The organism is Ruegeria sp. CDSA089, from assembly GCF_059612205.1.
The window spans coordinates 85,904-106,104 of sequence record NZ_JBXWQD010000002.1; the positions used below are offsets into that span (position 1 = coordinate 85,904).

The window sequence follows — 20,201 nt, forward strand, 5'->3', positions numbered from 1 at the left end:
CTTCCGACTCAGGTAGACACAAAGAATGTGGCGAAAAGGTGGCGATATTGCCACAATTCGGTCTAGGTTAACAATTTGATTGCAGAAATCAGGCGGCCATAATCTGCTTCTTTGGCGTGCGTGGCCCGGCGGTAGGAATAAAACCGGTCCGGGTCCGAATAGGTGCAATGGCGCGTCCATTCCGCTTGGCCGATTCCCGCCTGTCGCAGGCGGTGCAGGCCAAAAGCGGGCAGGTCGAATTGCAGTCGGTCGCCTTCACCATTGGCAAAGAAACGCAGGTTATCGGGTGATTCGGCGACAAAACTGTCCAGAAAATCCGGACCGACCTCATAGGCCCGCTGCGAGATCGTCGGGCCGATGACAGCGACTGTATTCGCGCGGTCCGCGCCAAGCGCCTCCATCGCGTCCAGTGTTGCCTCAAGCACACCGTCCAAGGCCCCGCGCCACCCGGCATGGGCGGCACCGATCACTTTGGCTTGAGCATCCGCAAACAGAACCGGCTGACAGTCTGCGGTCAGAATCGAAAGCGCCAGACCCGGTGTCGCTGTCACAATCGCATCCGCTTTTGGCCGGTCGCCGGTTTGCGGGCCATCAACGGTCACCACGGTCGGCGAATGCACCTGATGCACGCCGACCAGCGAGTCGGGGTCGACCTCCATCGCGTCAGCCACGCGGCCCCGGTTGATCGACACTACCTCGGTTTGATCCGAGGACCCGTAGCCGCAATTTAGTCCAGTAAAAATCCCCGAGGAGGCACCACCCCGGCGGCTGAAGAAACCGTGGCGCACGCCTGACAACATGTCCGAGGTCAGTATTTCCAGTGTCATGGTTCCAATCCCGGTGGAGGTGCCGCGTAGGAGGGGTAGAGACCCAGTAGTTTGAACAGGTTTCCCATTTCCTCGGGATGCGTCAACCTGCGATGTGCGGCCACCAGCATATCAAGCTTCGCCCCGCCGAGCGGTTTGGCCAAAGCTTGCGCACGGGCGGTAATGCCCAGCCGTTCCAGAAACACGCCCTGAGGGGTCAGACGGGAATGGGCGCAACCCGCGGCACGTGCTGCCAATGCGAGTGGTTCGAAATCTACATGGGCGGTCAGATCAGCCTGACCGGGTGAATCTAGCGGATCCACACGCTCATGCCCGCGCAGGGCCTGAAACGTGTCGCCCAGTGAATGCCAGTCGCCATAATCCACGATCAGACCGGCACCGCCGTGGCTGGCGATTCGACCCGCGATGACGGTCAGGATGGGGATTGCCGCCGCGCAAAGCTCAACCAGATCGCCATCTTTCGTGTCTTGCAATCGGTCCGTCAGCGCAACCTGATCCGCCTGAGCACCCAACCCGAAGGTCAGCGATTCGTCCTCGGCCCCGATCAGGCGTTCGCGCCACGCAGGGCCATCGCGCAGGAACTGGCGGATGGGCAGGGCGTCAAAGAACTCGTTGGCGACCAGAAACAAGGGCGCGTCGGGCAGGTCGGTAAGCGTTGTGATCCAGCGCGGAGCAAATTCCTTTAACGTTTCTGCCTGAATGTCGCGCAGGGTCGGTGAGGCTTCGAACAACACGATTTCAGCCGCGTCATGGAAGCCTCGGACACCGCGCGTTGCCCGCAGAATGTCCGCCATCAGTGTTCCGCGCCCCGGCCCAAGTTCGGCCAGGACGAAGTGGTCGGGGTGACCTTGATCCATCCAGCTTTGCGCCAGACTTAGGCCGATTAATTCACCGAACATTTGACTGATCTCAGGCGCGGTGACGAAATCGCCCTGCACACCCAAAGGGTCGCGGGTGGTGTAATAGCCATAGGTCGGGTGCAGCAGGCATTCGGTCATGTAGTCGGCTACGGTCATCGGGCCGTCTTGCGCGATGCGCTCCAGCAGATGGTCGGTCAGGCTCATCGCGCGTTTCGCGCGCGCAGGGCGAACCATAGGCCAAGCGCGATCATTGGCAGCGACAAGAGCTGCCCCATGGTCAGGCCATATCCGCCAATATGCCACGCCAGACCCAGAGGATTCCCGACCGAGATAAACTGTGCGTCCGGTTGCCGAAAGAACTCAACGATAAAGCGAGACGCGCCATACCCGGCCAGAAACACGCCCATGACCAGTCCGGGTTTGCGCAGCGCGCCCTTGCGGTAGACCAGCCAAAGCAGCGCGACCCCCAGCAGCAACCCCTCCAGCGCGGCCTCGTAAAGCTGCGAAGGATGGCGTGCACACATGCCCACTAGTACGCCGGGACAGTCCTGCGCGGCAGGGCCGGGGAAGATTACCGCCCAAGGCACCTCGCTTGGGCGGCCCCAAAGCTCGGCGTTGATGAAGTTGGCCAACCGTCCCAGCAGTAACCCCGGCGGAACAGTGTGGGCGATCAGGTCGGCCAGCGGCAGAACCGATATCTGGTGACGGCGCGCATAGATGTAAGAGGCGACAATCACCCCCAGCAGACCGCCGTGAAATGCCATGCCGCCCTGCCAGACTTTCAAAATGTCCGCTGGGTTCGCAAGGTAATAGGCGGGCTGGTAAAACAGCACGAACCCTAGTCGACCGCCCAGAATCACCCCAAGAATGATCCAGGTGATCAGATCCTCAAGCTGCTGGGGTTTCATCGGCGGCGTGTTATCTGCCCAAAGCGCGGGGCGTTTCAGCGCCGCTGCCCCCAGCCTCCATGCGATCAGGATGCCCGCGATATAAGCCAGCGCGTACCAACGCAGCGCGAACTCCATCCCGAAGAGTGAGATCGAGAACAGCTCGGGCGACAGATCGGGGAAATTCAGAACAGCCAGCATGTGCGTCTCATTGCCCGTGCTTTGCAGGGCAAGTCAACCTTGAGCCTGACGCAAAGTTTACCCATATAGAGAACAACCGCGATTTCGGAGAAAAACTATGCAGACCCGCAACAAGATCCTCGACGATGTATCCCAACTGATGACCAACGCCATGGGCGTGGCGCAAGGTGCACGGGAAGAGGCCGAGAACGCGATGAAGTCGATGATCGATCGCTGGCTGGCCGACCGCGATTTCGTCACCCGCGAAGAATTCGATGCCGTCCGCGCCATGGCGCAAAAGGCGCGCGAGGAAAACGCAGCCTTGGAACAGCGTATCGCCGCGCTAGAGGCAAAGCTGGACAAGTAACGTCCGCTGAGATTCATCGACAACAAGAAAAGCACCGCGCAATCCTTAGTCGGGTTGTGCGGTGTTGTGCATCTTGCCGCCTTGCGGAATTTAATCAAGACAAAGCTGTACCCGGCGCCAATATTTTGATCGCCGTGGCCATTCGTCCACAACTTATTGCTGTTATCCTCAAGAAATAGGGTTGCCAGACGGGTGCGCGCGGCGCACCATATTTAGTACAGGCACATGGGGGAAGCCCGGCTTGTAGAGCAGGCAACTAGCGCTGGGGCGCTGCCAGCCCCAAATTGCTAGAGATAAGTGAGGTGGCATTATGGCCCTATCCGAGCAGTTTCTCGAAGAAGACCTTCATCCGATTGATATTGTTGAACACCTGGCCGAACATCACGACTGGGATTTTGATCGTATCGGCGACGATCAGATCGCCATGGCTGTCGAAGGACAGTGGCGCACCTATTCCATCACTCTGGCCTGGTCGAACTATGACGAAACCCTGCGCATGGTGTGCTCGTTCGAAATGGACCCGCCATCCGAGCGGGAAAGCGAGCTGTATGAGCTTCTGAACAAGATGAATGATCAGTGCTGGGCCGGGGCGTTTACCTATTGGGCCAACCAGAAGCTGATGGTTTATCGCTATGGTCTGGTTCTGGCGGGTGGTCAGACGGCCAGCCCGGAACAGATCGACACGATGATCACTGCTGCGGTTCTGAGTGCTGAACGCTATTACCCGGCGATCCAACTGGTCACATGGGGCAATCGTGATCCCGAAGATGCGATGCAAGTCGCCATTGCAGAGGCTTACGGCCGCGCGTAAAGCTTTGCCCCAAGCCAGATAATGGGGAGGGGCAATCATGGATATGTCGCGTGTCGCGGATCAGGGGCTGGTGCTTCTGGGATGCGGTAAGATGGGATCGGCCATGCTGGCGGGCTGGCTGGAACACGGCCTTCCTGCCTCTTCGGTCTGGGTCGTTGATCCGTACCCCTCGGACTGGCTGAAAGCACAAGGCGTCAATATAAACACAGCAATGCCCGAAGCGCCCGCCGTGGTGCTTGTGGCCGTCAAACCGCAGATGATGGGCGAAGCATTGCCCGCGATCAAAACGCTGGGCGGGGGCGGCAGTCTGTTCGTCTCGGTCGCGGCGGGGACGTCGATTTCCACATTTGAGTCCGTGTTGGGCGCGGGCACGCCGATCGTGCGTGCGATGCCGAATACGCCTGCAGCAATCCGGCAGGGAATCACGGCGCTGATCGGTAACGTACAGGCCTCCGAGGCCGATGTGACCATGGCCGAAAACCTGTTGTCCGCGATTGGTGAGACTGTCCGGCTGACGGATGAAGCGCAGATGGACGCAGTGACTGGCCTCAGCGGGTCGGGCCCGGCCTATGTGTTCCACCTGATCGAAACGCTGGCTGCTGCGGGTCAGGCGCAAGGCTTGCCGCATGAACTGGCGATGAAACTGGCGAAGTCCACCGTGGCTGGGGCAGGCGCACTGGCCATGGCCGCCGACGAAGACCCCGCGCAGCTGCGGATCAACGTGACCTCGCCCAATGGCACCACGCAGGCCGCGCTTGAGGTGCTTATGCACGAAGAACAGGGTTTCCCCGATCTGCTGCACCGCGCCGTCAAAGCCGCCACCGACCGATCCAAGGAGCTGTCCCGTGAGTGAGATTACCTTCGACGATTTTCTCAAGGTCGATATCCGCGTAGGTGAAGTGATCCGCGCCGAGCCGTATCCCGAGGCCCGCAAGCCTGCGATCAAGATGTGGATCGACTTCGGCGATGAGATCGGCGAGCGCAAGACCTCGGCCCAGATCACCGCGCATTACGACCCGGCCACTCTGGTCGGCAAGCAGGTGATGGCTGTGGTGAATTTCCCGCCGCGCCAGATCGGCAAGTTCATGTCTGAAGTCCTGGTGCTGGGCCTGCCCGACGAAAACGGTGAGATCGTTCTGATCGGACCGGATGGCAACGTTCCCATCGGCGGAAGGATGCACTGATGAAGGTATTTATTGCCCGGCCGATGACGCCAGCGGTCGAAGCGCGCGCAAGGGCTGAATTCGACGTTGAATTCCGGCCCGAGACTGCGCCGATGTCTGAGGAAGAAATGATCAACGCGCTGAACACGTTCGACATTGTCGTTCCGACGCTGGGCGATCAGTTCTCGGCGGATATCTTTGCGCAGGTGCCTGACCCGCGTTGCAAGCTGCTGGCCAATTTCGGCGTTGGGTATAACCATATCGACGTAAGCGCCGCGCAAGCTGCCGAAATCGCCGTCACCAACACCCCCGGCGCAGTCACGGACGCGACCGCCGATATCGCCATGGCGCTGCTGTTATCCACGGCCCGTCGCGCGGGGGAGGGTGAGCGCCTTGTTCGCGCCGGTGATTGGGAAGGCTGGCATCCGACCCAGATGCTGGGCTACCACGTCACCGGCAAACGGGTTGGTATCGTGGGCATGGGTCGCATCGGTCAGGCCATCGCGCGGCGTTGCCACTATGGGTTCTCGATGCAGGTGGCCTATCAATCGCGAAGCGCGAAGGATCTGGATTTTGCGGCAGAGTTCATTCCCGATCTGTCTGCTTTGGCGGCTTCGGTCGATTTCCTTGTGCTGGCGGTTCCCGGTGGCGCCGCAACCCGGCATCTGATCAATGCGCAGGTGCTAGAGGCGATGAACCCCAACGCCCTGCTGGTCAACATCGCGCGCGGAGAGGTCGTGGATGAAGCTGCCCTGATCGCAGCCCTTCAGGCGGGGCAGATCGCCGGGGCTGGGCTGGATGTCTATGAATTCGAGCCCAAGGTCCCACAAGCTCTGATCGACATGGACAACGTGACCCTGTTCCCGCATCTGGGTACCGCGACGGAGGAAGTGCGCACGGATATGGGCAACATGGCGCTGGATAATGTCGCCGCCTTTGTCACGGGGCGCGCGCTGCCGAACCCGGTTTAGTCGCCCATCGCCTCGCGCCAATGCTTGCGGCAAAGCGAGACATAGGTCTCGTTCCCGCCAATCTGAACCTGTGCGCCTTCGGTGATGGTGTTGCCGTTCTCGTCCTGCCGAATGACCATCGTAGCCTTGCGACCGCATTCGCAGATCGTGCGCACCTCGCGCATTTCATCGGCCAGCGCCAGCAGCGCGGCAGAGCCCGGAAACAGACGCCCCTGAAAGTCCACGCGCAACCCGTAGGCCAGAACCGGTATTTTCAGATCATCCACGGCACGCGCCAGTTGCCAGACCTGATCCTCGGTCAGAAACTGCGCCTCATCAATGAACACGCAGGCCACCTTGCCCTGTTTCAGGCGCGCGTCGATCATGGCAAAAACATCGTCCTGCGCCCCGAATGTGTCGGCATCCGCCGCAATCCCGATGCGCGAGGCGATCTTGCCCACACCCGCACGTCCATCCAGCCGGGCCGTCATCAGATAGGTATCCATGCCGCGCTCACGGTAGTTGTGCGAGGCTTGCAGTAACACGGTCGATTTGCCCGCGTTCATGGTCGAATAATTGAAGTAGAGTTTTGCCATACGCCCGGGTCTAAAACGCCAGACCGGCGCGGGCAAGGGACCAATATCAGCCAAGAAAGCGTCGTCGCCGTTGTCGTTGCAAGGGTCGAGCGCAAGCTCATTGGGGATGGATACCCCCGCTTCAACAACAGCGACGCCGTCGGCCGTCATACGGCCTAACCATTGCAGGACCAGAAAAACGCCCCACGGATACTCATAACCGGCTGGAAACGCCGCCACTCACTCACAAAATCCCTTCAATTCTGAGGGATAGTCAATTTATGCCATTTCAATTATGACTCGAGTATGGGAAATTTCCGCACCGTTTCCCCCACACTGGCAGATGTGGTGGTGAAGCCAGGCAGCAAAGGTTGAAACATGGCAGATATCGGGGCCTACCTGAAAAAGCATACCGAGGCATTGGTCAAAGACGTGGGCATCGAATCCGCCTGCGAGATTACCGGGAAATCCAAGGCGACCCTGGGCCGGTATTATTCCGACAATGCCGAGCACGCCGACCGGTTCATGCCGGTGGACGCGGTTGCCCGGCTTGAGGCCGTGTCCAACTTTCCGCATGTGACCTCGGCTTTGGCGGACCTAAAGAACATCACGCTGTCCTATGATGGTCGCAACTCGGACGCGCCCCGAACCGGAGGGGTGAATGCAGACGTTATCGCGCTAAGCCAGCGCTTTGCCATGCTGATGACCGAATACCAGGCCGCCATCGAAGACGGCATCATCACAGTGAACGAAGCCAAGCGTTTGTTGAAAGAGACCAGCCAGTTGCAGCAGGTTTTGATCGAGATGAAGCTGCATCTGGAAGAGGAAAGCGTGAGCTGAGCGCTTCTCATATCTTCGAGCAAAAAAAACTTGAGCGGCGCGTTCTACGAACGGCTATGCCTGCACTTGAGCTATTCCTCTTCCTGACAGCGTTCGTAGCTATCGCCCTGCGTTCTCAAAAAACGGCTTCCAACGGGTTCTGACAGGAGATGAACAAAACTGTCATCACGGTTTAACACCGCACCAATAGCGACATAGCTGCATGGCGTGTCATCGTATTCTTCTTGCGACAGTTGTTCTACATCCGCGCGGATGCGCCAGCCGGTATCGGGATACTTGTCTTCTTCTTCATGTTCGGAATCTTCACGATAAACATATCCCACGCGGGCGCGCCGTTCCAAAACTGCGTCATCAACGAAACAGCGGCCAAACCACTTGTTGAAGTCGTTTGAAAAACGCATTTGCAATTCCGGGTCATCCCAATCTATTCCAACTATGTGGTGGATTTTGAACTCGACCGGATCGCCGAGTGTCAATGCGGGTATGTCTTCTGGGGTGTTGTCGAGCCTACCTAGCAAATTTGAGCCGTCGCGGCGTTCTACGATAACCCACATTCTCTCCGCATCGTATTGTTCGGATTCAGGAACAGCGCTGAAAATCAGCTTTACGATTGTTCCAATACCGACTTCAGCAAGCTCTTCTTCGCTTGGTAAATGGAACGTGTATGGGTTTTCTTTTTGCGTTGGGCGCGGGTCGTGAAGGCGAAAACTGGGGCTTGTCACAAATGCAACCTTGATCTGCTTTACATTTCATCTTCTTGTTTGTTTTCAGCGCTAATGTGGTCAAGCTGCGGGTTAAAGGTAAGAATACCCTGCTGTGAAAGTCGCCACTTGCAGATGATGTTTATCCGCACCGCTTCACGATCACTGAACCCACGGAATACCCCGCCCCGAAGGAGCAGATCAGACCGACATCGCCATCTGCGAAATCGTCCGAGTATTTCGAGAACGCGATGATCGATCCGGCCGAAGATGTGTTGGCATAATCTTGCAGGATGTTGGGCTGTTCGCCCGGTTCGGGTTCGCGGCCCAATACCTTTTTGCCGATGAAATCGTTCATCGTCTTGTTGGCCTGATGCAACCAAAGACGTTTCAGGTCCGAACTGTTCAGCCCTTCGGAATCCATATGGTCGGCGATGTGCTTACTGACCATCGGCAGCACTTCCTTGAAGACTTTGCGTCCGTTCTGCATGAACTGCATATCACGCCGGTCGACCACGCCATCAGGGCGCGAGCGGCGCAAGTAACCGTTATTGTTGCGGATATTGTTGGAAAATTCGGTGGCGCAGCGGGTTGAGAGAATCTCGAAATAGGGGCCGGTTGCGTCCTCGACGCGTTCGATCAGGGTGGCGGTGGCGACGTCTCCGAAAATGAAATGGCAATCGCGGTCGCGCCACTCTAGATGACCCGAGCAGATCTCGGGGTTCACCACCAGCGCAGATTTCACCGATCCCGACCGGATCATATCCGCCGCCGCCTGAATGCCAAACGTGGCCGAGGAACAGGCTACATTCATATCAAAGCCAAAGCCTTTGATCCCCAGCGCCTGCTGGATTTCGATCGCAATCGCTGGATAGGCACGTTCGTGGTTCGAGGCGGCGCAGATCACCAGATCCACGTCCTCGGGTGCGCGCCCGGCTTGCGCCAGCGCCTTTTTGCACGCATCTACGGCCATCTCGGTCATGATGCCGGGTTCATCATCACTGCGCTGACGCAGCAACGGGTGCATCACGTCGGGGTCAAGCACGCCGGTCTTGTCCATCACATAGCGGTTGTGGATGCCCGAGGCCTTGACGATGAATTCTTCCGAGGAATGTTGCAGCGGTTCCATGTCACCTGCGGCAATCGCGTCGGCATGCTCGGCATTGACCTTGTCGGCATAGGCGTTGAAGGCGGTGACGAGTTCTGCGTTGGTGATGATGTTCTCTGGCGTGAATACACCGGTGCCGGTGATTGCTGGCGTGTGCATATGTGAACCTGCGTTTTTCGGATTTGCTCAAAATGCCGCCAATACCCGGTCAGTTCAAGAGAGATTGACCCAAGGGAATGCCAAAGTTGGCGTCCGTATGCGCTTCAATTCTTGAATAGTTCATTTTTTGAAGTATATGCGGTCGCGAGGTCTCTAAGGGATTCGGTCCATGACATTCGATGACAGTGCGCTGGTAAAACGGCTCAGTCCTGAAATGCAGGCCATGATGGGCGTGTATGCCTTGTACTGGAAGCTTGAAGAAAGCTTTGACTCGTTGGAAATCGAGCTGACCCATCAGGAATGCCACATGTTGATCAAGCTAGACCAGCCCAAGCGCATGGGGGTTCTGGCGTCGGATATGCTGACGGTGCCCTCCACGATCACCTCTACGGCGGACGCGTTGGAAGCATCGGGGTATCTATCGCGGCAACGCGACCCTGAAGATCGCCGCGCCTGGTTGTTGGTGCTGACCGACAAGGGGCTTGAAATGCGTCAGGCCCTGGTGGCCGAAGCGGGTGCTTTGTTTCACCGCGCGTCGGGTTTGGATGCTAATGAGACGGCAGAATTTGCGCGTCTGGCCCGGAAAATCCGGGAAAACATATTGAAAACGGGAATACCCGAGGGGTTGAAGAAATGAAATTGATCTCTGTTTTGGGCATTGCCCTTGCCCTGCTGGCCACCTCTGCCACGGCGCAAGAGACGGCCAAACCAGTCAAGCTGATGGTTGTTCAGGAAACTACACCGGGGTTTTCGCGTCAGTTCTTTGGTCGTGTGGCTGCGCGCCAAACGGTCGATCTGGCGTTTCAGGTGGCTGGGCAGATCATGGACATGCCCGTGACCGAGGGGTTCGTGATCCCCAAGGACGAGTTGATTGCCGAGCTAGACCGTGAGCCGTTCCAGCGCCGCTATGACCGGGCTGTGTTGCAAAAAGAACAAGCCGATCGAACGCTGGCACGCTTGTCCCGTTTGCGCGGTACGGCGGCCAGTCAGGTTGCTGTGGATGACGCCGAAACAGCGGCACAACTAGCCGATATCGCGGTGCGCGATGCGCTTTATGATCTGGAACAGGCGACGCTGACCGCGCCCTTTGACGCGCTGGTCTCAAGCCGCGCGGTGGAATCCTTTACAACCGTATCGGCCGGAACCCCCATCGTTCGTATCCACGACATGTCCGAGCTGCGGATCGAAGTGGATGTGCCCGAAATTCTGTTTCAACGCTCGGGCCAGCAGGATGACATCACCATCACCGCCAAATTCCCTGTCAGCGATGAGGTGTTCCCGCTGCAAATCCGCGAGTTTGATGCTGAATCTTCGAGCGTTGGTCAAACCTTCCGCATTCAGTTCGGCCTGACCCCGCCGGAAGGGCTGCAGATTCTGCCGGGGTCTTCAGTGACGGTGAACGTGCAGGTACAGGATCAACGTACAGGCATCGTGGTCCCGGCGACCGCGATTGTGGCGGATGCCGAAGGAACGCTTGGCATTTTCGTATTCACGCCGACAGGGGCCGATGAAGGCACGATCACGCGGGTGCCGGTGACGATCGAACCCACGGAAAGTGGGGACGTGCGCGTTCTGAGCGGGCTGAACAATGGCGATGAGGTCGTGGTCGCAGGCGGCGGAGCATTGACCGACGGGCAGACGGTGCGCCGTTTTGCCGGTTTTGCGAATTAAAGAGGGCAGGGTCATGAACATCGCGCGCGCATCCATTGACCGGCCGATCTATACGTGGCTGATCATTCTGATCGCTCTGTTTGGCGGCATCTGGGGGTTCCTGTCGCTGGGTCGGCTGGAAGACCCGGCCTTTACGATCAAGAACGCGGTCATCGCCACGCAATATCCCGGTGCCACTGCCGAACAAGTGGCGCTTGAGGTCTCGGAACCTCTGGAATCGGCGATCCAGCAGATGGGAGAGGTCAAAACCATTACTTCGGTCAACCAACCGGGGTTCTCGCTGATCGAAGTTGAGGTGAAGTCTACCTATGACGGAACCGAATTGCCCGAAATCTGGACCAAGCTGCGCGCCAAGGTCCGCGATGCGGCTCGCGCGTTGCCGTCAGGTGTCAGCCAGCCGCTTGTAAATGATGGATTTGGCGATGTTTTCGGGCTGTTCTATGCGGTCACCGCGGATGGATTCTCGGATGCTGAAAAGCACGAGTTGTCGACCTTTCTGAGGCGCGAATTGCTGACCGTCGAGGGCGTAGCGGATGTCGAGGTGATGGGCCTGCCGGAAGAAGCTATTTTCGTGGAGCCCGACCTAGCCATCTCGGTCAATCAGAATGTGCCGTTGCAGGCGATCAACGATGCCATCGTCAATGCGGATTCGGTGAATGCATCGGGTTCGCTGCGGTCAGACAATGACCGTACCACGGTCCTGACTGCCGAAGGGTCCGATACGGTTTCGGCCATCGCGGGGCTGTCGGTTGGCTCGCAAGGGCAGGTGATCAACCTGTTTGATATGTCCAATGTCTATCGCGGGCGCCAAACCGACCCCGAGGTCATCATCCGCTTTAACGGCGCCGAGGCGTTCACGCTGGGCATCGCGGGCCTGTCGACCGAGAACATTGTCGAGGTCGGCAAGCGCGCCGATGCGAAATTTGCCGAACTGGACGGGCAGATTCCCTATGGTGTCGAAATCCTGCCGATCTATCAGCAACATGTTGTGGTCGAGCAGGCCTCGAACGATTTTCTGGTGAACCTGGCTTTGTCGGTGGCGATTGTAGTGACGGTTCTGGCCATCTTCATGGGCTGGCGCGCCGCGATTGTGGTGGGCTCGACCCTGCTGCTGACCGTGGTGGGAACGCTGCTGTTCATGGCCATCTTCTCGATCGAGATGGAGCGGATTTCGCTAGGCGCGTTGATCATCGCCATGGGGATGCTGGTCGACAATGCCATCGTCGTGGCCGAGGGGATGCAGATCGCCATGCTGCGCGGCAAAAACGCGCGCGATGCGGCGGATGAGGCTGCGTCCAAAACACAAATCCCGCTGCTGGGCGCGACGATCATCGGTATCATGGCGTTTGCTGGTATCGGTCTCAGCCCGGACGCATCGGGTGAGTTCCTGTTCTCGCTGTTTGCGGTCATCGCGATCTCATTGCTGCTGAGTTGGATTCTGGCACTGACGGTGACGCCCATGCTGGGGCACTATTTCTTCAAACAGGGTAAAGAAGGCGCGGTGGATGCTTATGGCGGACTGATGTTCCGTATCTACGGGACCGTCCTGCGCTGGGCTTTGCGGTTCCGCTGGCTGGTGATCGCCGCCTTGGTGGGGGTGACGGTGGCCTGTTTCGCCGGGTTCGGTCTGGTCAAGCAGCAATTCTTTCCGGATTCGAACACGCCACTGTTTCTTGTGCATTATAAATTGCCGCAAGGTACTCCGATTTCCCGCACCGCTGATGATATGTCCGTGTTTGAGGAATGGTTGACCAACAGGGATGAAGTCGTGTCGGTCGCAACTTTTGTCGGACAGGGCGCGACCCGGTTTTTGCTGACCTATTCGGCCGAAAAGCCGAACCCCAGCTATGGTCACCTGATCATCCGAACCGAAACCCTTGAAGACATCCCGCAACTGCGCGCAGATCTGGAAGAATTCGGCTCGGCCCAGTTCCCTGAGGGTGAGTTTCGCACCCGCCGTTTGATCTTTGGTCCGGGTGGCGGCGATCCGATCCAGGCGCGGTTCTCGGGCAGCGATCCGGTAGTTTTACGGCAACTGGCAGAGGAGGCGGTCCTGCGGATGCGCGCCGCGTCCGATAATGCCCTGCACGTGCATCACAACTGGCGTGAAAAAGAGCTGGCGGTTCAACCGATCTACGCGACCGAGCGCGCCCAAACTGCAGGTGTCAGCCGCGAAGACATCGCAGCCACGTTGCAGTTTTCAACCGATGGCATCACCGGCGGGGTGTTTCGTGAACGCGATCGCCTGATCCCAATCATCCTGCGCCGCGCCGCGAATGGCGATTACTCGATCGTGGATCAGGTGGTGTATTCCGATCAGTCCGAACGCTTTGTTCCGATCGAGCAGATGGTGGACGGGTTCGAATACAAGGCCTTGAACACGCTGGTACATCGGCGGGATCGGGTCCTGACCATCACTGTTGGTGCAGATATCCCGGCAGGGTTCACGGCGGCTCAGGTCCATTCCGAAGTCCGGGCGGCCATCGAAGACATGGATTTGCCCGCCGGATACCGGATGGAATGGGGTGGTGAATTTGAAAATGCCGGTGAGGCCAATGAAAGCCTTGGACGGCAACTGCCCTTGAGCCTGCTGATCATGGTCTTGATCTCGGTGCTGATCTTCAACGCGATCCGGCAGCCGATCATCATTTGGCTGCTGGTGCCGATGTCGGTAAATGGGGTAGTCATCGGGTTGCTGGGCACCGGGTTACCATTTACCTTTACGGCTCTGCTTGGGCTGCTGAGCTTGTCGGGGATGCTGATCAAAAACGGCATCGTTCTGGTGGAAGAGATCGACCTGGTTCGCGCAACCGGTAAGGGACTGCACGAGTCGATCGTCGAAGCCTCGGTCTCGCGTTTGCGCCCGGTGATGCTGGCGGCGATTACGACCATTCTGGGGATGGCACCGCTGTTGACGGATGCGTTCTTCAAATCGATGGCGGTGACGATCATGGGGGGGTTGGCCTTTGCCACGATCCTGACCATGGTGGCCGCGCCCGTGTTCTACATGGTGTTCTTCCTGCCGGAATACCGGCGCAAATCAGCGCCGCAACCTGTTGTTTAAATGAAAAACCCCCGGTCAGAGACCGGGGGTTTTGCTTTTTTCTGTAACCGGGCGGTGGGGTTAACCCTGCAGGGATTTGACCTCGACATCGCCCTCGGCCTGCGCCTTGATCGCCAAAGCTGCGGCATGGCTAGCGGCCGCAGTGGTGAAATAGGGGATCTTGTCATACAGCGCGATGGAGCGGATGGACTTGCTGTCTTCGACCGCCTGTGCGCCTTCGGTGGTGTTCATTAGCAGCTGCACCTGACCGTCTTTGAGCATATCGGCCACGTCGGGTCGGCCTTCATAGACCTTGTTTACCACGTCGCAGTCGACGCCTTGCTCTGCCAGCCAGGCTTGCGTGCCGCGCGTTGCAACCAGTGAGAAACCCTGTTCGGTCAGCACCTGCGCCGCCTCAAGCATTGCGGGTGTCTTGTCGGCATCCTTGATCGAGATAAATGCGCGGCCCTCGGACGGCAGCACCATACCAGCGCCCATCTGCGCCTTGAGGAAGGCGCGCGGGAAGTCGCGGTCCCAGCCCATGACCTCGCCGGTCGAGCGCATTTCGGGGCCCAGAATGGTATCAACGCCGGGGAAGCGGGCGAAGGGCAGCACGGCCTCTTTCACCGAGAACCACGGCATGTCCGGGTCGGCCAACGTCATCTGGTCGGCAATCTTGGTGTCCTGACCTTCCTTGTACGCGGGGCGCATCGGGAAGGTTGAGAGCTTCTCACCAGCCATGATACGCGCTGCGATGGACGCAATCGCGCTGTCGGTCGCCTTGGCGACGAAGGGCACGGTGCGTGAGGCGCGCGGGTTCACTTCGATCAGGTAGATCTCATCGTCTTTGATCGCGAACTGAACATTCATCAGACCGACCACGTTCAGAGCCTTAGCCAATTTGAACGCCTGATCCTTGATCTGATCGAGGATCTCCTTGGACAGCGAGTAGGGCGGCAGAGAACAGGCCGAGTCGCCCGAATGCACGCCGGCCTCTTCGATATGCTGCATGATACCTGCCACGTGCACATCGGTGCCGTCGCACAGCGCGTCCACGTCCAACTCAACCGCGCCCGCCAGATAGCTGTCCAGAAGAACGGGGCTGTCGCCCGAGACGACGACGGCCTCGTTGATATAGCGCCGCAGCTGATCCATATCGCGCACGATTTCCATGGCGCGCCCGCCCAGAACGTATGAGGGGCGGATGACCAGCGGGAAGCCGATCTCGTCTGCAATCTCAAGCGCCTGTTCGTCGGTCGAGGCGATGCCGTTCTTGGGCTGTTTCAGGCCTAGTTCGTTGACCAGCGCCTGGAAGCGTTCGCGGTCTTCGGCAAGGTCGATGGCGTCGGGCGTGGTGCCGAGGATCGGAATGCCTTCGGCCTCAAGCGCGTTGGCTAGTTTCAGCGGGGTCTGACCGCCGAACTGAACGATCACACCGTGCAGCGTGCCGTTTTCCTGCTCTTTCGTCAGGATCTCCATGACGTGTTCGAAGGTCAGCGGCTCAAAGTACAGGCGGTCCGAGGTGTCATAGTCGGTGCTGACGGTCTCGGGGTTGCAGTTGACCATAATGGTCTCATAGCCCTGTTCGGTCAGCGCGAAACAAGCGTGGCAGCAGCAATAGTCGAACTCGATCCCCTGACCGATCCGGTTGGGGCCACCGCCGAGGATGACAACCTTTTTACGGTCGCTCGGGCGCGCCTCACACTCGACCTCACCCATCATCGGGGCTTCGTAGGTCGAGTACATGTAGGGTGTCTGCGCTTCGAACTCGGCGGCGCAGGTGTCGATACGCTTAAACACGGCGGTGACGCCTAAGTTGAGACGGGCACGGCGGACATTGCTCTCATCTCGGCCGGTCAGGCTGCCCAGACGGGCATCGGTGAAGCCCAGCATTTTCAGCTTGCGAATACCGTCCTCGGTGACGGGCAGGCCATCTTTGCGCACCTGACGCTCGGCTTCGATGATCTCGCGGATGCGGGCCAGGAACCACGGGTCGAACTTGGTGACGCCGAAAATCTCGTCGTCGGTCAGACCATGGCGCATGGCCTGCGCGATGGTGCGCAGGCGATCCGGTGTCTGCTGGCTGATGGCCTTGATCACAGCGGCCTTGTCGTCGGCTTCATCCCATAGACCAACGTTCAGACCGGGGATTTCAATCTCATCAAAGCCGGTCAGGCCCGATTCCATCGAGGCCAGCGCCTTTTGCATCGATTCGTGGATCGTGCGGCCGATGGACATGGCCTCACCCACCGACTTCATCGCGGTGGTCAGGTAGGGTTCCGAGCCGGGGAATTTCTCGAAGGCGAATTTCGGGATTTTAGTGACCACATAGTCGATGGTCGGCTCGAAAGACGCAGGCGTGACCTTGGTGATGTCGTTGTCCAGCTCGTCCAGCGTATAACCCACGGCCAGTTTCGCGGCGATCTTGGCAATCGGGAAACCGGTAGCCTTGGACGCCAGCGCCGAGGAGCGCGACACGCGCGGGTTCATCTCGATCACGACCATGCGGCCATCGACCGGGTTGATCGCCCATTGCACGTTCGACCCGCCGGTCTCGACACCGATCTCGCGCAGCACGGCAATCGAGTGATTACGCATGATCTGGTATTCTTTGTCGGTCAGCGTCAGGGCAGGGGCCACGGTGATCGAGTCACCCGTATGCACACCCATCGGATCGACGTTTTCGATGGAACAGACGATGATGGCATTGTCGGCAGTGTCGCGCACCACCTCCATCTCATATTCTTTCCAGCCCAGCAGGCTTTCGTCGATCAGGATCTGACCCACGGGGGACGCATCCATGCCTGTGCGGCAGATATGAATGTAATCCTCGCGGTTATAGGCCACGCCGCCGCCGGTGCCGCCCAATGTAAAGGCGGGGCGGATGATGGCGGGCAGACCGACGGTCTCCAGTGTCTCAAGCGCCAGCGCTACGCCCGCGTCCAGATCTTTCTTGCCGCCCGCGTCCTTGGGGGCGGTAACGATCTCGGCTTTGGGGTTTTCGATGCCCAGCCTGTCCATCGCCTCGCGGAACAGTGCGCGGTCTTCGGCCATCTCGATGGCGTCACGCTTGGCCCCGATCATCTCGACGCCGAAATTGTCCAACACGCCCATCTCTTCCAGCGCCAGCGAAGTGTTCAGCCCGGTCTGCCCGCCCATGGTGGGCAGCAGCGCGTCGGGGCGCTCTTTCTCAATGATCTTAGCAACAACTTCGGGGGTGATCGGCTCGATATAGGTGGCGTCGGCCAGACCTGGGTCGGTCATGATCGTGGCGGGGTTCGAGTTCACCAGAATGACCCGGTAGCCTTCTTCGCGCAGCGCTTTACATGCCTGAGCGCCGGAATAGTCGAACTCGCATGCCTGACCGATGACAATGGGCCCCGCCCCGATGATCATGATCGACTTGATGTCGGTTCTTCTCGGCATGGCCACGTTCCTTCAATTGTTCGCGAGTCAGGGCACCCCCAAGCGCCCAAATTGTCCTGCGTTATAGGGACAGCGCGAAAAGGTTCAAGGGGTATCGGAAACAGGGGTGAAATTGCCGCTTTCCCCTCTTTCCCTCAGCCCCGTATTCTCTATACCGCGCAGCACGGCAAATGAGGATGCAGGTGCGTATTCGTTTTGATCAGGGCCCGGCCGGGCAGGGGACCACTTTTGACCGGCCCACGCAGGTGATCCGCGCCGACCGCGCGGAGGACGTGCCTCACGCGTTGGAGGCGCTGGATTCCGCGCGCGCGGATGGTGCGTGGTTGGCCGGTTATGCCAGCTATGAGCTTGGTTATGCGCTGGAGCCAAGGTTGTCCGCGCGGATGCCCGAGGGCCGCCGCCTGCCATTGCTGTGCTTTGGCGTCTTTGACACGCCAGCCCAAAGCGACCTGCCTGCGCCTGCGGGTGGAGTGACCGGTTTCGCGCCTCGCTGGGACGAGGCGCGCTATACCCAAGCCTTCGCGCGCGTGCATGAGGCGATCGGCGCGGGAGATATCTATCAGGCCAACCTGACCTTTCCGATTGATCTGACGGTCGAAGGTACCAGCGCTGCGCTTTATGCCGCGCTGGCGGCGGGTCAGCCCGTGGGCCACGGCGCGCTTGTGCAGCAGGACGGTTTGCCTGACTTGCTCAGCCGCTCGCCCGAGCTGTTTTTCCGTACCGATGCCGACCGTTTGATCGAAACGCGCCCGATGAAAGGCACCCAACCGCGCAGCGAGGATTTGGCCGAAGACGCCCGCCGCCGCGATTTCCTGTCGAGTGACGCAAAGAACCGGGCCGAGAACCTGATGATCGTCGACCTGCTGCGCAACGATATCAGCCGTGTGGCGCTGCCCAGTTCGGTCAACGTGCCCGAACTGTTCAAGGTCGAAACTTATGCGACCGTGCATCAGATGATCTCGCTGGTGCAGGCGCAGCTGCATCTGGGGGCCGAGCTTTCGGACATTCTGATGGCGCTTTTCCCCTGCGGCTCGATCACGGGTGCGCCCAAAATCCGCGCGATGGAGATTCTATCCGACCTCGAACCTTGGCCGCGCGACATCTATTGCGGCGCGATTGGCTGGGCCGCGCCGGATGGGCGGTCGGAGTTTAACGTGGCCATCCGCACGCTGATGGTCGAGGGCGGCAAAGCCACCCTGAATGTGGGCGGCGGCGTGGTCTGGGACAGCACCGCCCCATCCGAATATGAGGAGGCGCTATGGAAAGCCCGCTTCGCCCGCCAGATGACCCTGACTTTCGCCTGATCGAAACGCTGGCCTTCCGGCCGGGGCAGGGGTTTGTGCGCCGTGATCGCCATCTGGCGCGCATGGCGCGATCGGCTGAGGCGTTGGGAGTGCCGTTTGATCGGGCCCGCGCCGTGGCCGCTTTGGAAGATGTCGCGGGTCCATCCCCTCTGCGTTGCCGGCTGACGCTAGATATGGCAGGCGCTGTGGAGGTGACGACCGGTGTGCTGCTCGAGAACCCGCCGTTCTGGCGCGTGGCAATCGCGGATCAGCGTTTGCGGGCCTCGGATGTGTGGTTGCAGCACAAGACCACACAACGCGCGCTGTATGATGACGCCCGCGCATCGCTGCCACCGGGAATTGACGAACTGCTGTTCCTGAATGAACGCGACGAACTGTGCGAGGGCACGATCAGCAATCTGTTTCTGCGCATGCCTGATGGACGCGGCCTGACGCCCGCGCTGTCCTGCGGCGTGCTGCCCGGCATACTGCGCGAAGAGGCGCTGAAAAATAAACAGGTTGCTGACGCCGTGTTATCCTTGACCGACCTGAAGGATGCGACAGAAATATATGTCGGAAATTCCTTACGCGGCCTGATCCGGGCGGAGTTGGTAGAACTGTGAGCAAACAAATCGAGTGGGCCGAGAGCGCGCCTCAAACGCTGCGGCTGCGTGTCGAGTTCGGACTGTTCTTCATCGCTGTCCCGGTGCTGATCGCGGTATTCTTTCCGCCCAGTTGGATGTTCCCGTCGCTGTTCAGTTTCACCGCACTTGGCATCTTACTGCTGCACTATACACCGGGCTTTGAATGGGCCGAACTGCGATATAATCATGGCAACTGGTCCTGGACCGAAGTTGCCCTGTTCGCCGTTGTGATGACTCTGTTCTGCGTGGCGGTCGTGATAATCGCCCGCCCCGAGGCCGCCTTTTTTCTGCTGCGCGAACGGCCCGAGATCCTGCTGATGATCTGGGTCTTCTACCCCTTCATCTCGGCCCTACCGCAAGAGCTTCTGTTTCGGTCGCTGTTCTTCCGCCGCTATCATGCAATCCTGCCGGGCGAGCGCGCGGCCTATCTGCTGAACGCCGTGCTGTTTTCGCTGGCGCATCTGATGTACTGGAGCTGGATCGTCGCTGTCATGACATTTGCGGGTGGGCTACTGTTCACTTGGGCCTATCGCAAACGCGGCTCATTTTTCTATGCGGTGCTGTTGCATGCGATTGCGGGCAATATCATCTTTGCGGTCGGTCTGGGCATCTATTTCTACTCGGGCAACGTGCAAAGGCCGTTTTGAGCGGGATACCTGCCTTGACTTTCGCGGCCCGACGGGGTGTATCGGCGCGACGAATTCTG

At 59.2% G+C, this 20,201-nt stretch carries 19 protein-coding genes; 12 read left to right on the forward strand and 7 right to left on the reverse strand.

What is annotated here, in order from left to right:
- Positions 1–62: 62 nt before the first annotated feature.
- Genes pgeF through lgt form a run of 3 tightly spaced genes read right to left on the reverse strand, consistent with a single transcriptional unit; the run spans position 63 to position 2,775 of the window.
- Positions 63–827 (reverse strand): peptidoglycan editing factor PgeF, encoded by a 765-nt coding sequence (gene pgeF / locus AC2FJ6_RS06025; protein WP_170769041.1) that lies wholly within the window; start codon positions 825–827, stop codon positions 63–65.
- Positions 824–1,891: a class I SAM-dependent methyltransferase gene (locus AC2FJ6_RS06030; RefSeq protein WP_170769042.1), complete on the reverse strand. Its 1,068-nt coding sequence runs from the start codon at positions 1,889–1,891 to the stop codon at positions 824–826. The genes pgeF and AC2FJ6_RS06030 overlap by 4 nt, the downstream gene beginning before the upstream one ends.
- Entirely contained in the window at positions 1,888–2,775 is an 888-nt protein-coding gene (gene lgt / locus AC2FJ6_RS06035) for a prolipoprotein diacylglyceryl transferase (RefSeq protein WP_170769043.1), read from the reverse strand. Before lgt ends, AC2FJ6_RS06030 begins: the two co-directional genes overlap by 4 nt.
- 97 nt (positions 2,776–2,872) lie before the next feature.
- On the opposite strand from lgt, the gene AC2FJ6_RS06040 reads away from it, so the two are divergent.
- The 5 genes from AC2FJ6_RS06040 to AC2FJ6_RS06060 all read left to right on the forward strand — a co-directional run bounded on the left by AC2FJ6_RS06040 (position 2,873) and on the right by AC2FJ6_RS06060 (position 6,066).
- Complete coding sequence (locus tag AC2FJ6_RS06040) at positions 2,873–3,121, forward strand: accessory factor UbiK family protein (RefSeq protein ID WP_170352360.1); 249 nt, start codon at positions 2,873–2,875, stop codon at positions 3,119–3,121.
- Positions 3,122–3,431: 310 nt separating this feature from the next.
- Complete coding sequence (locus tag AC2FJ6_RS06045; protein WP_170352361.1) at positions 3,432–3,932, forward strand: type III secretion system chaperone family protein; 501 nt, start codon at positions 3,432–3,434, stop codon at positions 3,930–3,932.
- A 37-nt stretch (positions 3,933–3,969) separates the two neighbouring features.
- A complete protein-coding gene (gene proC, locus AC2FJ6_RS06050; protein WP_170769044.1) occupies positions 3,970–4,785 on the forward strand; it encodes a pyrroline-5-carboxylate reductase in 816 nt (271 codons plus the stop codon).
- Positions 4,778–5,116: a tRNA-binding protein gene (locus AC2FJ6_RS06055; protein ID WP_170769045.1), complete on the forward strand. Its 339-nt coding sequence runs from the start codon at positions 4,778–4,780 to the stop codon at positions 5,114–5,116. Before proC ends, AC2FJ6_RS06055 begins: the two co-directional genes overlap by 8 nt.
- Positions 5,116–6,066, forward strand: a complete 951-nt coding sequence (locus tag AC2FJ6_RS06060; RefSeq protein WP_496668662.1) for a 2-hydroxyacid dehydrogenase — start codon at positions 5,116–5,118, stop codon at positions 6,064–6,066. Before AC2FJ6_RS06055 ends, AC2FJ6_RS06060 begins: the two co-directional genes overlap by 1 nt.
- Here the strand turns inward: AC2FJ6_RS06060 and AC2FJ6_RS06065 are convergent.
- Positions 6,063–6,641 carry a thymidine kinase gene (locus AC2FJ6_RS06065; protein WP_170769818.1) on the reverse strand — a complete coding sequence of 193 codons (579 nt, stop codon included), beginning with the start codon at positions 6,639–6,641 and terminating at the stop codon, positions 6,063–6,065. The two genes, AC2FJ6_RS06060 and AC2FJ6_RS06065, sit on opposite strands and share 4 nt — an antisense overlap.
- 357 nt (positions 6,642–6,998) lie before the next feature.
- On the opposite strand from AC2FJ6_RS06065, the gene AC2FJ6_RS06070 reads away from it, so the two are divergent.
- Positions 6,999–7,460: a hypothetical protein gene (locus tag AC2FJ6_RS06070; protein WP_170769047.1), complete on the forward strand. Its 462-nt coding sequence runs from the start codon at positions 6,999–7,001 to the stop codon at positions 7,458–7,460.
- Positions 7,461–7,531: 71 nt separating this feature from the next.
- Here the strand turns inward: AC2FJ6_RS06070 and AC2FJ6_RS06075 are convergent, their stop codons facing one another.
- Both AC2FJ6_RS06075 and AC2FJ6_RS06080 read right to left on the reverse strand, forming a co-directional pair.
- Positions 7,532–8,182, reverse strand: coding sequence for an immunity protein Imm33 domain-containing protein (locus AC2FJ6_RS06075; RefSeq protein WP_480898441.1), 651 nt, complete (start codon positions 8,180–8,182; stop codon positions 7,532–7,534).
- Positions 8,183–8,303: 121 nt separating this feature from the next.
- Positions 8,304–9,428 carry a beta-ketoacyl-ACP synthase III gene (locus AC2FJ6_RS06080; RefSeq protein ID WP_480898444.1) on the reverse strand — a complete coding sequence of 375 codons (1,125 nt, stop codon included), beginning with the start codon at positions 9,426–9,428 and terminating at the stop codon, positions 8,304–8,306.
- A gap of 169 nt (positions 9,429–9,597) precedes the next feature.
- Between AC2FJ6_RS06080 and AC2FJ6_RS06085 the strand changes: the two genes are divergently transcribed.
- From AC2FJ6_RS06085 to AC2FJ6_RS06095, 3 genes are read left to right on the forward strand one after another with little or no spacing between them, the layout of a single operon-like run.
- On the forward strand, positions 9,598–10,065 hold the full coding sequence (locus tag AC2FJ6_RS06085) for a MarR family winged helix-turn-helix transcriptional regulator (RefSeq protein ID WP_170769050.1): 468 nt from the start codon (positions 9,598–9,600) through the stop codon (positions 10,063–10,065).
- Positions 10,062–11,099 (forward strand): efflux RND transporter periplasmic adaptor subunit, encoded by a 1,038-nt coding sequence (locus tag AC2FJ6_RS06090; protein WP_170783852.1) that lies wholly within the window; start codon positions 10,062–10,064, stop codon positions 11,097–11,099. The genes AC2FJ6_RS06085 and AC2FJ6_RS06090 overlap by 4 nt, the downstream gene beginning before the upstream one ends.
- A gap of 13 nt (positions 11,100–11,112) precedes the next feature.
- Positions 11,113–14,163, forward strand: coding sequence for an efflux RND transporter permease subunit (locus AC2FJ6_RS06095; RefSeq protein ID WP_170769052.1), 3,051 nt, complete (start codon positions 11,113–11,115; stop codon positions 14,161–14,163).
- A gap of 60 nt (positions 14,164–14,223) precedes the next feature.
- Here AC2FJ6_RS06095 and carB read toward each other — a convergent pair whose 3' ends face one another.
- Positions 14,224–17,568, reverse strand: coding sequence for a carbamoyl-phosphate synthase large subunit (carB, locus tag AC2FJ6_RS06100; protein ID WP_170769053.1), 3,345 nt, complete (start codon positions 17,566–17,568; stop codon positions 14,224–14,226).
- Positions 17,569–17,744: 176 nt separating this feature from the next.
- Here carB and AC2FJ6_RS06105 point away from each other — a divergent pair, with 176 nt between their 5' ends.
- The 3 genes from AC2FJ6_RS06105 to AC2FJ6_RS06115 are packed head-to-tail and all read left to right on the forward strand — an operon-like array spanning position 17,745 to position 20,142.
- On the forward strand, positions 17,745–18,872 hold the full coding sequence (locus AC2FJ6_RS06105) for an aminodeoxychorismate synthase component I (protein WP_170769054.1): 1,128 nt from the start codon (positions 17,745–17,747) through the stop codon (positions 18,870–18,872).
- Entirely contained in the window at positions 18,827–19,474 is a 648-nt protein-coding gene (locus tag AC2FJ6_RS06110; protein WP_170769055.1) for an aminotransferase class IV family protein, read from the forward strand. The genes AC2FJ6_RS06105 and AC2FJ6_RS06110 overlap by 46 nt, the downstream gene beginning before the upstream one ends.
- A complete protein-coding gene (locus AC2FJ6_RS06115; RefSeq protein WP_331252063.1) occupies positions 19,471–20,142 on the forward strand; it encodes a CPBP family intramembrane glutamic endopeptidase in 672 nt (223 codons plus the stop codon). Before AC2FJ6_RS06110 ends, AC2FJ6_RS06115 begins: the two co-directional genes overlap by 4 nt.
- Positions 20,143–20,201: the final 59 nt, after the last annotated feature.